The organism is Myxococcus sp. CA040A (assembly GCF_013336725.1).
In the GTDB taxonomy this organism is placed as follows: domain Bacteria; phylum Myxococcota; class Myxococcia; order Myxococcales; family Myxococcaceae; genus Myxococcus; species Myxococcus llanfairpwllgwyngyllgogerychwyrndrobwllllantysiliogogogochensis.
Genome location: NZ_JABUMR010000003.1, coordinates 951,973 through 965,977 on the forward strand (window position 1 = coordinate 951,973; position 14,005 = coordinate 965,977).

At 69.6% G+C, this 14,005-nt stretch carries 10 protein-coding genes; 5 read left to right on the top strand and 5 right to left on the bottom strand.

The window, feature by feature from the left end; translation table 11 throughout:
- Positions 1-40: 40 nt before the first annotated feature.
- Positions 41-847, top strand: coding sequence for a helix-turn-helix domain-containing protein (locus HUA75_RS15985; RefSeq protein WP_254627578.1), 807 nt, complete (start codon positions 41-43; stop codon positions 845-847).
- Between the two features lie 65 nt (positions 848-912).
- On the opposite strand, the gene HUA75_RS15990 is transcribed toward HUA75_RS15985, so the two are convergent.
- Genes HUA75_RS15990 through HUA75_RS16000 form a run of 3 tightly spaced genes read right to left on the bottom strand, consistent with a single transcriptional unit; the run spans position 913 to position 3,670 of the window.
- A complete protein-coding gene (locus HUA75_RS15990) occupies positions 913-1,461 on the bottom strand; it encodes a peptidase M23 (RefSeq protein ID WP_141640507.1) in 549 nt (182 codons plus the stop codon).
- A gap of 56 nt (positions 1,462-1,517) precedes the next feature.
- On the bottom strand, positions 1,518-2,504 hold the full coding sequence (locus HUA75_RS47535) for a HEAT repeat domain-containing protein (protein ID WP_174454282.1): 987 nt from the start codon (positions 2,502-2,504) through the stop codon (positions 1,518-1,520).
- Positions 2,504-3,670, bottom strand: a complete 1,167-nt coding sequence (locus tag HUA75_RS16000; RefSeq protein WP_174486874.1) for a HEAT repeat domain-containing protein — start codon at positions 3,668-3,670, stop codon at positions 2,504-2,506. Before HUA75_RS16000 ends, HUA75_RS47535 begins: the two co-directional genes overlap by 1 nt.
- 207 nt (positions 3,671-3,877) lie before the next feature.
- On the opposite strand from HUA75_RS16000, the gene HUA75_RS16005 reads away from it, so the two are divergent.
- Positions 3,878-6,733 (top strand): HAD-IC family P-type ATPase, encoded by a 2,856-nt coding sequence (locus HUA75_RS16005; RefSeq protein ID WP_174486875.1) that lies wholly within the window; start codon positions 3,878-3,880, stop codon positions 6,731-6,733.
- A 6-nt stretch (positions 6,734-6,739) separates the two neighbouring features.
- On the opposite strand, the gene HUA75_RS16010 is transcribed toward HUA75_RS16005, so the two are convergent.
- Positions 6,740-7,642 (bottom strand): DUF547 domain-containing protein, encoded by a 903-nt coding sequence (locus HUA75_RS16010; protein ID WP_246136926.1) that lies wholly within the window; start codon positions 7,640-7,642, stop codon positions 6,740-6,742.
- A 370-nt stretch (positions 7,643-8,012) separates the two neighbouring features.
- On the bottom strand, positions 8,013-9,104 hold the full coding sequence (locus tag HUA75_RS16015; RefSeq protein WP_174486876.1) for a Gfo/Idh/MocA family protein: 1,092 nt from the start codon (positions 9,102-9,104) through the stop codon (positions 8,013-8,015).
- Positions 9,105-9,299: 195 nt separating this feature from the next.
- Between HUA75_RS16015 and HUA75_RS16020 the strand changes: the two genes are divergently transcribed.
- The 3 genes from HUA75_RS16020 (at position 9,300) to HUA75_RS16030 (ending at position 13,985) form a co-directional block, all read left to right on the top strand.
- Positions 9,300-9,902, top strand: coding sequence for a TetR/AcrR family transcriptional regulator (locus tag HUA75_RS16020; protein WP_141640512.1), 603 nt, complete (start codon positions 9,300-9,302; stop codon positions 9,900-9,902).
- 102 nt (positions 9,903-10,004) lie between these two features.
- A complete protein-coding gene (locus tag HUA75_RS16025) occupies positions 10,005-13,202 on the top strand; it encodes a TonB-dependent receptor (RefSeq protein ID WP_174486877.1) in 3,198 nt (1,065 codons plus the stop codon).
- Positions 13,203-13,229: 27 nt separating this feature from the next.
- Complete coding sequence (locus tag HUA75_RS16030; protein WP_141640514.1) at positions 13,230-13,985, top strand: hypothetical protein; 756 nt, start codon at positions 13,230-13,232, stop codon at positions 13,983-13,985.
- The last annotated feature ends 20 nt before the right edge of the window (positions 13,986-14,005 follow it).

Here is a 14,005-nt window from a genome sequence, read left to right on the forward strand (position 1 = left end):
GTAATTGGAGCGCTTCCCCCGGGTTCCTAGTGTCAGGGGCATGATGATGCCGAGCCGTCCGGTGGGTGAGTTGCTGCGGGAGTGGCGCCAGCGCCGCAGCTTGAGTCAGCTGGATTTGGCGTGCCGCGCGGATGTGTCGGCACGGCACGTGAGCTTCCTGGAGACGGGGCGCTCCACGCCGAGCCGGGACATGTTGCTGCATCTGGCCGAGGAGCTGGAGGTGCCCCTGCGCGAGCGCAACGCGCTGCTGGTGGCCGCGGGCTTCGCGCCTGTCTATTCGGAGAACGAGCTGGATGGGCCCCGGATGGGCGCGGCGCGCGAGGCGGTGGAGCTGGTGCTCTCCGGGCACGAGCCCTATCCCGCGCTCGCGGTGGACCGGCACTGGCAACTGGTCACGGCCAACCGCGCCATCGGGGTGCTCCTGGAGGGCGTGCCCATGGAGCTGCTCCAACCTCCCATCAACGTGCTGCGGCTGAGCCTGCACCCGGAGGGGCTGGGCCGGCGCATCCTCAACCTGGAGCAGTGGCGCGCGCACGTGCTGACGAGGCTGCAGCGGCAGGTGTCGAGCACGGCGGACGTGACGCTGGCGGTGCTGCTCGAGGAGCTGCGAGCGATGGGGGCCCCGAGCGCGTCCGCGGAGCCGGACTTCGCGGGCGTGGTGGTGCCGCTGCGCATCCAGACGCCGCGAGGCATCATGTCCTTCATCGGCACGACGACGGTGTTCGGCACGCCGGTGGACATCACCCTGGCGGAGCTGGCGATTGAGTCGTTCTTCCCGGCGGACGCGGCGACGGGGGAGCTGTTGCGCCAGGCCGCGGCCGAAGCGGCGCGACACACCGACGCCTGAAAATAGGGACGCCCCGTTCCGGCCATAGGGTAACCGGAGCGGGGCGCGGGGTGTGGCGACCGCGACTACAGCGTGGGCGTACCCACGCGATTGCTGCAGTACGCGCTGGAGCCGCAAGTGGTGCCGACGCTGGTGTACCAGGCCGTCTTGCGGGTGCCGTACTGACGATTGTCCGCGTGTACGTGCGCGCCGGTGGAGTTGCCCGTGGAGCCCACGAGGCCCAGCGCACAGCGGTCACACGTCTTGGAGCCGGAGGACACGTTGGAGTTCAGGTGGAGCTGACGGAAGTCCCAGCCGGTGGCGCCGGTGACGACGTAGTAGTTGCCCGCGCCGCCGTTACAGGTGGTGCCTCCGCTGCAGTTGTTCGCACAGCCGCCGTAGTAGGCGTAGTAGCGGCTGACGTTGATCATCCCCCGGTGGTTCCACTCGCTGCACGTGCCATTGCTCATGTCGAGCGCGTTGTGGCTGCTGCCCGAGCACGAGTAGTACGTCGTGGAGCCCACGCGAGCGGCCGTGTCACAGATGGGGCCCACCGCTGTCGCGGACAGCGCGCTGGTGGCCCATCCCGTCACGGTGAGCACCACCGTGGCCAACATCCACTTCATTCCCTTCATGGAAACCTCCTCTGGGTTGTTTCGCTGTGGCACTGCCTACGGCGGTGATGCAGGGGTCACCTCCGCAGCCGCTGCTTCTCGCGCAGCAGCAGGTGCCACTCCTGGAGGTTGAGCTTCAGCGCGGACAGCCACGCGTCGATTTCCAAGTCCATGCTCGCGTCCACGCCCCGCAGCGACTCCAAGAGGGGCCGCGCGGAGGCCTGACCCAGCCGGGCGATTCCCTCGAGCGCCGCCTTGCGCACCGCGGGATTCGCGTCACGTCGGAAGGTCTCCACCAGCGAGCGCCGCGCCCCATCCGCCTCCGCCCCTGGCACGCCTCCCAGCGCCGTGGCCGCCGCCGCGCGCAGGCCCGGGTCCTCCGCCTCAAGCTGCCGCGTGACGCTCTCCACCGCGTCGTGGCCCACGGCCTCCATGGAGACCTCGCCCAATAGCTTCGCCGCCACCGCCGGGTCCTCCGTCGCCGCCGCCACGGACACCGCCGTCTCCGACACCGCGCGGTCATGGCCGGAGTACACCTGCGCGCTCTCCTCCCGCAGGTTGTCGGCCACGGCCTGACGCACCTCGGGGGATGAATCCCTCGCGAGCTGCTCGTACGTCACCACGCCGCCGTTCTTCGCCATGAACTCGACGGAGGGCGTGGCCCTCAGCGCGCGCACGGCCGCCGCGCGTGCGGCCGGGTCCGCGTCTCCGGCGGCCCGGGCCAATAGCGGCTGCACCAGCGTAGGCGACTCGGCGTGGCTCGCCTTGGTGGCCAGCGCCGCGCCCAGGGCCTCCAGCACCTCGGGTTCTCGCTCCCGCTCCAGCGCGGCCTGTAGCTCGGCGACGGGCAGGGCCAGCGCCGCCTCTCGCAGCCGCAGCTTCACGTAGCGACGCAGCGCCGGCGAGCCGCCCTTCAGCGCGGCGCGCACGTCCACCAGCATCGTCTCCACCGTGCAGGTGGACGGCGTCAGCAGGGGCTGGGCCGCGCTCGCGGACATCCCCCCGGCCGCCAGGGCCGACAGCAGCAGCGCGCGCCCCAGGTGCTTCCTCACGAGGGCGTCCATCAGTGCGGCGCTCCTTCCTCGACGAGGCACGCGTGGTGCTCGCCCTTGCCCAGCCAGATGCGGGCGAAGTCCACCGTGCCGGAGGCGTAGAGCTGCTTGAACTCCGCGTAGTCGCGCTGGAAGCGCGGGTCCTTCGCGGCGAGCCTCGCCAAGAGCGGCAGCGCCTTCTCTCCGGCGGCGCGCACGGCGAAGCGGAAGATGGCCCAGCGCACGCAGACGTCGTGCTCCTTCTCGAAGGCCGCCTCGTAGATTTTCAGGGCCTCCTCCGGTTCGCGGGTGACGCCGAGCCGGAAGGCCGCCATCTCCCGCACGTCGCGCTCGCGGTCCGTGGTGAGGATGCGCTGGAGCTCGTCGAAGGACTCCGAGCCGATGAGCGGATTGGAATACGACGGCATCTCCAGCGCGAGCAGCCGCACCGCCATGTCGTCCGATTTGCCGGCGATGGAGAGCAGCTCCTTCCAGTACGGGGCATGGGTGCCGGTGCGCTCGAAGTCCTCCTTCATCACCCGGCCCAGGGTGCGCGTGGCCACCCAGGCCGTGGAGTCCGCCGTCTCGTCCAGCGCCACGGCCTTCAGTCGCGCCAAATCACTGGGGGACAGGCGGCGCTGGGTCTCCAACGCATCCAGCGCCGCCGAGCGGTTCTGGAGCGGCATGCTCCGGTCCTCACCCAGCTTCAGCAGCGCCTCCGACACCTTCGCGTCGTGGACGGCCGGGGCCGCCTTGAGCGCGTCCAGGTAGAGCCCCAGCTCGGGAGGACTGGCTTGCTTCGCCCACTCGACCACCTGGAGCCCGCGGCCCGCGTCCTGGCCCACCACCTCCGTCAGGCGCTCCTGGAGGTAACTGGCCAGCAGGTTGTCCCGCTTGCCCACCGCGACACCCAGCGCCTCGCGCAGCGAGTCCAGCGTGGCCGTCTTGTCGAGGTCTCTCAGGCCGTCCCAGCACCCCGGCATGGGAAGCTGTTCAACCGCCAGCTTCGGCTCGTTGGGAGACGGCATCCCTGAAGACGTGCCGACCAGCACGCCACTCGCGGAGGGCGGCCTCGCGGCGGAATCGGAGCGCGCGCTGTCCTCGACGGAGGGAGGTGTCCCTCGGGAGAGCAGCAGGGCGACAGCCGCCCCCACCAGCACCGCGCCCACCAGGGCCCAACCAGGCTTTCTGAAGGTCATCAGGAGAAAGTCGATAGGTTGTTAAAACTATGAATTCTCGATTACTTGGAAAATGCGCGGATGGCAACGGATTTGTCACGGGCCCGACGCGACGCCTGCTCCCTGCGAGGGCGGGCGTGAAGCGCGCGGAAGCGGCGGACATAGCTTTCCCGGGTGAGGTGGAGGTGACGCCTCCCATCACAGCCGATGCCTGGCAGGGGGAGTCCCATGCACGAGCCGCCACCCGCCGCCTCTGGAGAGGATGGCCGTGCGTCTTCTCGCGGAGCCGTGCCCTGGCATGCCCTTCCCCCCGAGCGCGTGTTCGAGCAGTTGGAGAGTGGCGCCGAGGGCCTGACGGACGAGCAGGCGCGAGAGCGGTTGATGCTTCATGGGCCCAACGTGCTGGAGCGCCAGAAGGGTGAAGGGCCGTTGAGGCTGCTCTGGCGTCAGGTGAACAGCCCGTTCATCTGGGTGCTCATCGTCTCGGCGGTGCTCGCGGTGGTGATGGGGAAGGTGACGGACGGGCTGGTGGTGGCGGCGGTGGTGGTGCTCAACACCGTCATCGGCTTCGTGCAGGAGTTCCGTGCGGGCAAGGCCATCGAAGCGCTGAGCCGGATGGTGCCGGAGAACGCCACCGTGGTGCGCGCCGGCGACAAGCGCGCGGTGCCCGCGGCGGAGCTGGTGCCTGGCGACGTGGTGGAGATTGCCTCGGGGGACAAGGTGCCCGCGGACATGCGGCTGGTGTCCTCACGCAACCTCCAAATCGAGGAGGCCGCGCTCACCGGCGAGTCCGTCCCCGCGTCGAAGCAGCCCCTGCCCGTCGAGGAGGACGCGGAGCTGGGCGACCGGACGAGCGTCGTCTTCGGCGGCACGCTGGTGACGTCCGGCGCGGCCAGGGCGGTGGTGGTGGCCACGGGCGGTGCCACGGAGCTGGGCCGAATCTCGGAGATGCTCCGCGGGGCGACGGACCTCCAGACTCCGTTGACGAAGGCGCTCGCGACCATCGCCAAGGTCATCACCGGGGCCATCCTCGTCGTGTCCGTGCTCCTGCTCGGGGTGGGCCTGTGGCGCGGCTATGACCTCAGCGAGGCCGTCGTCGTGGCGATTACCCTGGCGGTGGCGGCGATTCCGGAGGGCCTGCCCGCCATCGTCACCATCGCCCTGGCCATCGGCGTGCAACGCATGGCGGCCCGTCGCGCCGTCATCCGCAAGCTGCCGGCGGTGGAGACGCTGGGCAGCACCACCGTCATCTGTTCGGACAAGACGGGCACGCTCACGCGCAATGAGATGACGGTGCAGGCGCTGTGGACACCGACGGGGCGCTACACCGTCACCGGGGTGGGCTATGCGCCTCGGGGAGAGCTGCGCAGGGATGGCCCGCCGCTCAGCGCTCTGCTGGTGCCCGAGGACGTGCGGGAGCTGCTGCTCGCGGGCGCGCTGTGCAACGACGCCGCGCTGCACGGGCAGGGCGGTGATTGGCGGATGACGGGTGACCCCACCGAGGGCGCGCTGGTGGTGGCGGCGGAGAAGGCGGGCCTCGGCGTGGACGAAGCCCGCGCCCGCTTCCACCGGCTGGACGCCATCCCGTTCGAGTCCGAGAGCCAGTTCATGGCCACCCTGCATGAGGACGCGCGAGGAGGCCGCGTGCTGCTCCTCAAGGGCGCGCCCGAAGTCGTGCTGGCACGGTGCGCGCCGGACGGCGCCGCGTCGAACGAGGCCGTGCTGGAGGAGGTGGAGCGACTGGCGCGGCGGGGGATGCGCGTGCTGGCCGTGGCCTCGCGCGAGCTGGCGGAGACGCGAGACACCCTGGCTCTGGAGGACGTGGAGGGGGGACTGGAGCTGCTGGGACTGGAGGGAATGATGGACCCGCCTCGCGAGGAGGCCATCGAGGCGGTGCGGGCGTGCCACGAGGCGGGCATCGTCGTGAAGATGATTACGGGCGACCATCTGGCGACAGCGGAGGCCATTGGCGCGCGGCTCGGGCTGCACGAGCCAGGGACGCCCGGTGTCGCGGGCGCGAGGCTGGGGGCGCTGGACGATGAGGCGCTGGCGGACGTGGCCGAGCGCACGAATGTCTTCGCGCGGGTGGCGCCGGAGCACAAGCTGCGGCTGGTGCGCGCGCTCCAGCAGCGGCGGCACGTGGTGGCGATGACGGGGGACGGCGTCAATGACGCGCCCGCGCTCAAGCAGGCGAACATCGGCGTGGCCATGGGAATCACAGGCACGGCGGTGTCCAAGGAAGCGGCGGACATCGTCCTCACGGACGACAACTTCGCCTCCATCGCGGCGGCGGTGGAGGAGGGAAGGCGCGTCTACGACAACCTCATCAAGTCGCTGGCCTTCGTGTTGCCCACCAACCTGGGGCTCGCGCTCATCCTCCTGTGTGGCGTGGCCTTCTTTCCCATCCAGGACTTCGGAGGGGGGCCGGTGCCGTTGATGGCGATGCTGCCCACGCAGTTGCTCTGGATAAACCTGGTGGCCACGGTGTCGCTCGCGCTGCCGTTGGCGTTCGAGGCGCGTGAGTCGGACGTCATGCGGCGCAGGCCGCGCGACCCGGACGCGCCGGTTCTCAGTCACTTCATCGTGATGCGCACGGGCCTCGTCGCCCTGCTGATGGCGGCGGGCGCCATTGGCTTGTTCCTCTGGGAGTACGCGCACGAGGTGCCGGACGTGGGGCATGCGCGGGCGCTGGCCGAGGCGCAGACGATGGCTGTGAATACCGTCATCAGCTTCCAGATTTTCTACATGGTGATGTGCCGCACGCTCACCGGCTCGCTGCGCAAGGTGGGCCTGTTCAGCAACCCCTCCGTGTTCATGGGGATTGGGGCGCTGGTGCTCTTGCAGCTCGCCTTCATGTACGTGCCCTTCATGCGGCGCATCTTCGGCACCGCGCCGCTGTCGCTGGAGGCCATTGGCCTGTCCGTGCTGGTGGGCGCGGTGGTGGTGCCCGCGGTGGGCTTGGAGAAGTGGCTGCGCGGACGCAAGGACGGCGGTCCGGTGGAGCGCTCCCGCTCCCGCCCCCGCTCGCGAGAGGATGAGGAGCACACGCCGCCTCCCGGGACTCACGAGCGTTTGCCGGCGTGAGGTGCTTCAGCGCTCCGTGCGCGAGGGGCGCGCGGCGGCGTCCGGGAGCGAGGTGTCCTCGGCCTCGAAGACGATGTGGCAGCGGTCCAGCTTGGGTCCGCAGGCGTGGTCCAGGTCCGCGCGGGTGTCGCAGCCGGGACGCTCCTCGCAGGTGTCGGGAAGGAAGGCCCAGACGAACTGGAGCACGTTGCCCCGGCGTCCCTCGGGCAGCGCGGCGAGGAAGTCTTCGCGGTACGTCTCGAACAGGCGCGCCAGGTGCACGGTGTCCCTGTCCAGGCGCACGTTGCGCTTGTCGCCGATGAAGCGGCGGCTGGCCTCGTTGAGCTGCGAGTGGAGGTACTCGGGCTGGAAGTGGGAGCTGTCCATGCGCGGGCCGCCCCGGGTGGCGTGGAAGAGCGCGAGGTGCACGCGCGGGTCGGCGAACTCCCCGGAGAGGACGCGATGGCGCAGCGACCACAGCGTCATCCGCCGGCCGCCCACGGGCCATGAGCGGGCCCAGAAGAAGCGCCCTGGCCAGGGCTGCTCCACGCTCTCCAGATAGGGATATCCATCCACCACCTGCTGGAGCACGAGCGCGTGGTAGGTGTTGAGCCAGAAGGCGAGCGCGTCCTCCGACGTCGGGAAGACATCTGGCCGGTTGTGAGGAGAGAACGAGGCGAGCGACGCGACGAAGCGGTCCAGCTCCGCGCGCTCGCGCCCCATGGAGGAGAAGTCCACGTCGCCGTCGGGCTGGACGTGTCGCAGCACCTTCTCGAAGCCCTGGTAGTGGAAGGGCTCGTCGGCGGAAGGAGCGGAGGCGGGCAGCAGGCCCTGCACGTACAGCGTCGCCAGCGCCGCCAGCATGCTCACGCTGGCGAAGAGCACGGCGGCCACCAGGTAGCGTCGTCGGGAGGGCAGGGGAGCGTCCACGAGGCGCGCAGCATAGACCAACGCGAGCCCGCGCCACCTTGGCCCCACCGGTCTCCCGCCCGGCGAGCACACAGAAGGACGCCATGCCCACCGGCCACCCACCCTGGGGGCGCCTACGACGTCCTGAGGTGGAGGGCTCGGCGGATGGCGTCCACTCCTGCCAGACGTGAAGGAAGCCGCTGCGGCATCCGCTGCTCTCCCAGTCGCGGACGACGCCACGACGGCGTCCGCGCCCTCCCGGACGCGGAGGACTCCGTTACGGCGTCCGCAGCTGTCCCGACACGGAGGACTCCGCTACGGCGTCCGCCGCTGTCCCGACGCGGAGGACTCCGTTACGGCGTCCGCAGCTGTCCCGACTCGGACGACTCCGCTACAGCGTCCGCCGCTGTCCCGACGCGGACGACTCCGCGAACGTGTTCAGCAAGCGGTGCAGCTTCACCGCGTGCTGGAAGCCGGGCGCGAGCGACGTGCCCTCCGCGACGTCCTTCGCGAACGCCGCGTAGAGCTGCGCCGTCTGGTGCGCGTCGTCGGTCAGCGCGCCCTTGGCGCTCAGGAGGTACTTCTCCGGCGTGGGCAGCGGCTGGAGCGGCTGGTTGTCGCCTCGCGCTCCGGACACGGTGAGGTCCTGCGACAGGTACAGGTCCCCCTCGGTGCCGGTGATGGTGCAGCCGATGACGCCGCCATTGCGCTTGCCGGCCTCGACATGGGCGGACAGCACCGCGCCGCTCTTCAGCGTGCCGGTGATGAGCACCTGGTCCGGCGCGGTGACGGGGATGACCTCGCCCGTCTCCGCCAGCGTGGTGTGCTCGAACTGGCGCGTGACGAGCGCGGCCACGCTCTGGAAATCCCCCACCGCCGCCAGCACCGTGTCGAGGAAGTGCGCGGTGATGGTGGCCAGCGCGTTGGCCCCCTTGGTGGCGTCCGCCGTGTAGTCATACGCCTTGGGCCGCGTGTGCCCGAGCATGGCCGTGGACACCTGGAGCGTCGCGGAGCGCACCTGCCCCACGTAGCCCTCCTGGAGCAAATCCCTCAGATAACGCGCGCCGGGCGCCAGCCGACGCTGAAGCCCGATGACGGTGCGCACCCCCGCCGCTTGCGCCAGCGCCGCCAGCTCCGTCGTCTCCTCCACCGAAACGCCCAGCGGCCACTCGCAGAACACGTTCTTCTTCGCGGCGATGGCGGCGCGCACCAACCGCGCGTGCTCGGCCGCGCGCACCGAGACGACGACGAGGTCCACCTCGGGATGCTCCACCAGCGGCTCGAAGCTCGCGAACGCATGCGGCACGTCGAACCGGCGCGCCGTCTCATCCGCGCTCACCTGCCGCGTGGTGCTCACCGCCGTGACGCGATAGCCCGGCAGGGACTGCAGCGCGGGCAGATGCGCGTAGGTCGCCCACCCCCACTGCGGGCTCGCCCCGATGATGCCCACCCGAATCCTGTCCGACACGCTCGACTTGCCCATCGCTCCACTCCTCCGCAGGTGACGGGGCGGCGCCGCGCCAGTCCGGGCTCCGCTCCCGGCCGGCAGGCTAGCGAGCGACCTCCGTGGATTCAAGACGACTGGTCATATTCAATGAAAAGCCGTGGAGTATCATGGGGTTGTAGCGAATTCGAGGCGGGTTTTGACGGCCCGGGGCACGGGCCCTAAAAGGGAGCGATGCCGAGAGCCAGCGTTCGCGACAAGCTGCTCGCCGCCGGTCTGGAGACCCTGCGTACTCAAGGGTTCAACGGCTGCGGCGTGCAGGACATCACCGACGCGGCCGGCGTGCCGAAGGGCTCCTTCTACAACCACTTCGAAAGCAAGGAAGCGCTGGGCGCGGCGGTGGTGGACCAGTACATGCGCGCCAGCAGCGCGGACCTGTCGCTGCTGCGCGACACGTCCCTCACACCGCTGCGACGGCTGCGCGCCTACTTCGCCGCGCAGGTGGAGGTGCTCGTCGCGGGCAGGTTCGAGTGCGGCTGCCTGCTGGCGAACTTCGCCGCGGAGCTGGCCGACCACAGCCCCCTCATCCGCGAGCGCGTGGCGGCCTCCTTCGCCGAGTGGTCCTCGCGCCTGGAGGAAGTGCTGCTCGAGGCGCAGGGTTCCGGAGAGGTCGCCAAGGACGTCGCTCCAGAGATGCTCGCCACCTTCATGCTCGGGGCCTGGGAGGGCGCCGTGCTGCGCAGCCGCGTGGAGAAGGGCCGAGCCCCGCTGGATGCCTTCCTGCGGCTGGCGTTTGATCGCTCCCTGGAGCAGGCAACCGCCGCCTGCGCCCCCTAGCGCGCATGGCGCGGCTCGCCAATCCGCACTGTTTAATTAGGGATTGTTGCTTTCTCGTGTCTTGAGACAGAGTGCTCCCTGAATCACGGGAGGGAGTCAGCTTTGTCCATACGTGTAGGTCTTGCTCGCGGGCTGTGTCTCGCGGTCCTGCTCTTTGGCGCGGGGGCATTCGCGCAGGGCGTCTCGGTCATCACCGGCACCATCACCAGCGCGGATGACAAGCGTTCGCTCGCGGACGCAGTCGTGACGGCGACGTCGCCGAAGCTGCAGGGTGAGCGGGTGGTCGTCTCGGATACGAGCGGCCAGTACCGGCTCGCCCAGTTGCCGCCGGGTACGTACACGCTGCGCGTGGAGCGCGAGGGCTTCGAGCCCTTCGTGCGCGCCGACATCGTCCTGCGGTTGGACCGCACCATCCGGGTCAACATCCAGCTGTTGCCCTCGGCCTTCGGCGAGGAGATTTCCATCAGCGCGGCGCCCACGGTGGACGTGGGCTCCAGCACGACGGGCCTGAGCGTGGACGCGGACTTCCTGCGCACCATGGCCGTCATCCGCCCCGGCACGAAGGGCTCCGCGTCGCGCTCCTTCGAGTCGCTGGCGGAGCTGGCCCCGGGCGCCACGGAGGACCGCTACGGCGTGAGCGTCAGCGGCAGCAGCTCGCCGGAGAGCCAGTACGTGGTGGATGGCCTGTCGGTGAATGACCCGAGCGTGGGAACGCTGGGCACGCCGCTGTCCGTCGAGTTCGTCCAGGAGGTCAACGTCATCACCGGTGGCTACATGCCGGAGTACGGCCGCTCCACGGGTGGCGTGCTCAACGTCGTCACCAAGTCCGGCTCCAACGAGTTCCACGGCTCGGTGTTCGCGAACATGGCCCCCGGTGCGTTGCAGCGCAACGGCACGGTGGTCCGCCAGGAAGGCACCGTCATCTCCGCGCAGGGTCAGCCCTGGAACCAGGGTGACTTCGGCTTTGATTTGGGCGGCCCCATCCTCAAGGACAAGCTCTGGTTCTACGTGGGCGTGGCGCCGTCGTTCAATCGCATCCGCGTGGACCGGCAGCTGAGCACGCTGGACTTCTGCACGGAGGTGGACCCGGCGATCGGCTGCGCCACGGTGGGCCAGCGCCGCAGGGACCCGGAGACGGGCTTCGGTCAGGTGACGCCGATTGAAGGCTCGCGCACCACCCGCTTCGCGGACGAGCGCAGCATCCAGTACATGAGCAAGCTGACGTACCTCTTCAACCCGGACCACAACCTGTCGCTCTCCGTCTTCGGCACGCCGCGCTCCTCCGGCGGCGACGGCAAGTATGCCTTCAGCGATGACGGTGACCCGGAGGTCTGCGTGGGCCTGTCCTGCACGGCCTACGTCCAGGGCACCTACGACTCCATCGCCACGCGGCGCTCCAACGGCGTGATGGACATCGTCGCCAAGCAGTCCTCGTCCTTCTTCGACAAGAAGTTCCTCGTCGACGCGACGGTCGGCTGGCACCACCAGTCGGACAGCCAGCTGCCGTCGGATGGCTCCGGGCTCTTGTCGGACTCGGGCCTGTCCTCCCGGCCGAACATCGCCTGGCGCCGCACGCGCAACCCCGGCCCCCACACCATCACCGAGTTCGAGTCGCTGCTGGACCCGTCCGTCTGTGGCGCCACGGAGGCCGAGCAGCGCCGCAACTGTCCCGTCACCGCCTACTCCACGGGTGGCCCCGGCACCATCAGCGAGCAGGAGTTGGACCGCGTCCAGGGCAAGGTGATGGGCACGTACCTGTTCCAGGCGTTGGGCCACCACATCGTCAAGGCGGGCTTCGACGCGGAGCGGATGAGCTTCTACAACAACCGCGCGCGCACCGGCGGCACGCCCTGGCAGGAGTGCACCGGCGGCGACTGCTTCTACACGCTGAACCAGTACGGCTACCTGGATGGGCCGGACTCGCCGGTGTTCCTGGCCAGCAAGGAAGGCACGTCCACGTCGATGACGGTGGGCGGCTTCGTGCAGGACAGCTGGTCCATCATGGACACCGTCACGCTCAACGCGGGCCTGCGCTACGACGTGCAGACGCTGTGGGGCCTGGACGACAAGGTGGGCCTGCACCTGCCCAACCAGTGGTCACCCCGCGTGGGCGCCGTCTACGACTTCACCCAGCAGGGGCGCTCCAAGCTGTTCGTCAACTTCGCGCGCTTCTTCGAGAACGTGCCGCTGGACATGGCGGACCTGTCCTTCCCGCAGCAGCAGCTCCTGTCGGCCACGTATGACTCGCCGCCGTGCCGCCCCGACGACCGCAACTCGCTGGTGACGGACTGCGTGGCCAGCCGCAACCGTCAGCTCATCGGCAACAGCGAGAGCCCCAACCAGGCCTGGGACGCGCAGGGTGGAGACCGCGTGCCGGTGGACCCGAACATCCGCGCCCAGTCCGCGGACGAAATCATGGTGGGTGGCGAGTACGAGGTGCTGCTCGGCCGCTTCGGCCTGACGTACACCCGCCGCCAGCTCAACGACGTCATCGAGGACATGAGCCGTGACGACGGCAACACCTTCTTCCTGGGCAACCCGGGCAAGGGGTACTCGACGGACTTCCCGGAGGCGGTGCGCAAGTACGACGCGGTGAACCTGTACTACCAGAAGGCGTTCTCCGACGGCTGGCTGGCCCAGGCCAGCTACACGTGGTCCCAGCTGCGCGGCAACTACTCCGGCCTGTTCCGCGCTGACACGGGCCAGTTGTCGCCCAACCTCACGCGCGACTTCGACCTGCTGTCGCTCACCACCAACCGCGACGGTCCGCTGCCCGGTGACCGCACGCACGCCATCAAGGTGTTCGGCGCGCGGGAGTTCCAGGTGACGCGGACGACGAGCGTCAATGTTGGCGGTGGCTACCGCAGCCGCTCCGGCACGCCGCTCAACTACCTGGGCGCGCACCCCCGGCGCAGCGGCTCCGAGACGTTCATCCTGCCGCGCGGCAGCGCCGGCCGGCTGCCCTGGGTCCACAACCTCGACACCCACGTGGGCGTCAGCCAGAAGCTGGCAAAGGACTACACGCTGAGCCTGTCGCTGGATGTGTTCAACCTCTTCAACTTCCAGCAGTACACCGCGGTGGACCAGACGCTGACCTTCACCCGCGTCTATGCGATTGAGCAGGGCGGCAAGCCGGAGGATTTGACGGCGTGCCTCACGGCCAACAACCCGGGCTGCAAGGTCATCTCCACGGCGACGAACCTGCCCATCACGACTTCCGACATCAACCCCAACTTCAAGCGTCCCACCGCCTACCAGGCGCCGCGCTCCGTCCGTCTGGGCGCGAAGCTCAGCTTCTAGGCCCCCACCATGAAAGGACAATCACCCATGAAGACTCGTTGGATGGGATGGGGACCCGGCGTCGCCGCTTTGGTTCTGCTCGCTGGCTGTGGCGTCGAGGACCCGGAGCCGCAGTGTGTCGTGGCGCGCGCGGTGAGCGACGGCTCCATCGGCTCGTTCGCCACCGTGTACACGCTGTTGCCCGGACAGAATCCGGACCAGCAGTGCGCACAGCTCAAGCCGGAGCCGCTGGGCCTGCAGAAGTACTACAGCCAGGACCCCAACGCGCGGGACACCGTCGCGGTGCGCAGCGAGCGGCTGGGCGAACTGGTGGCGGACTTCGAGGAGGACCGGCCGGACCCGGACCCCTCGCACACGCCGTTCTCGGTGGGCCCGTTCTCGAGCGAAGGGCCCGGCGCGGACAACTTCTGCGACGTGCCCCAGCTGAGCCCCACGCGGCTGGACGTGCCCGCCACGGCCACGCTGCCCGCGCAGAGCTTCCGCTACGAGTGGTCCAACCTGCGCATCTACAACACGCCTGGGATTCCGGGCACGCAGTTCAAGGCGGACCTGACCTACACGGAGAACGGCTGCACGGCGACGTACCAGGCCAAGGGCATCTGGCCCGTGGTGGGCTGTGCGACGAAGGGCGCGCCGGACGAGACGAAGTGCGACCCGTACGCGGACTACTCCGTGGGCCGGCTGCGCGGCTCCGGCATCAACCCGCTGTTCCCCGTGAAGTGCGACCCGGACGCGCTCATCTGCGTGCTCACCGGTGACGTGCCGTCCGACGAGACGCCCTGAGCGTCGGTGAAGCAGGCCCC

Coding starts and splice junctions, on each gene's coding strand:
- HUA75_RS16005 (WP_174486875.1), top strand. CDS start 3,878: ATGCACGAGCCGCCACCCGCCGCCTCTGGAGAGGATGGCCGTGCGTCT.
- HUA75_RS16015 (WP_174486876.1), bottom strand. CDS start 9,104: ATGGGCAAGTCGAGCGTGTCGGACAGGATTCGGGTGGGCATCATCGGG.
- HUA75_RS16030 (WP_141640514.1), top strand. CDS start 13,230: ATGAAGACTCGTTGGATGGGATGGGGACCCGGCGTCGCCGCTTTGGTT.
- HUA75_RS15985 (WP_254627578.1), top strand. CDS start 41: ATGATGATGCCGAGCCGTCCGGTGGGTGAGTTGCTGCGGGAGTGGCGC.
- HUA75_RS16020 (WP_141640512.1), top strand. CDS start 9,300: ATGCCGAGAGCCAGCGTTCGCGACAAGCTGCTCGCCGCCGGTCTGGAG.
- HUA75_RS15990 (WP_141640507.1), bottom strand. CDS start 1,461: ATGAAGGGAATGAAGTGGATGTTGGCCACGGTGGTGCTCACCGTGACG.
- HUA75_RS16000 (WP_174486874.1), bottom strand. CDS start 3,670: ATGACCTTCAGAAAGCCTGGTTGGGCCCTGGTGGGCGCGGTGCTGGTG.
- HUA75_RS47535 (WP_174454282.1), bottom strand. CDS start 2,504: ATGGACGCCCTCGTGAGGAAGCACCTGGGGCGCGCGCTGCTGCTGTCG.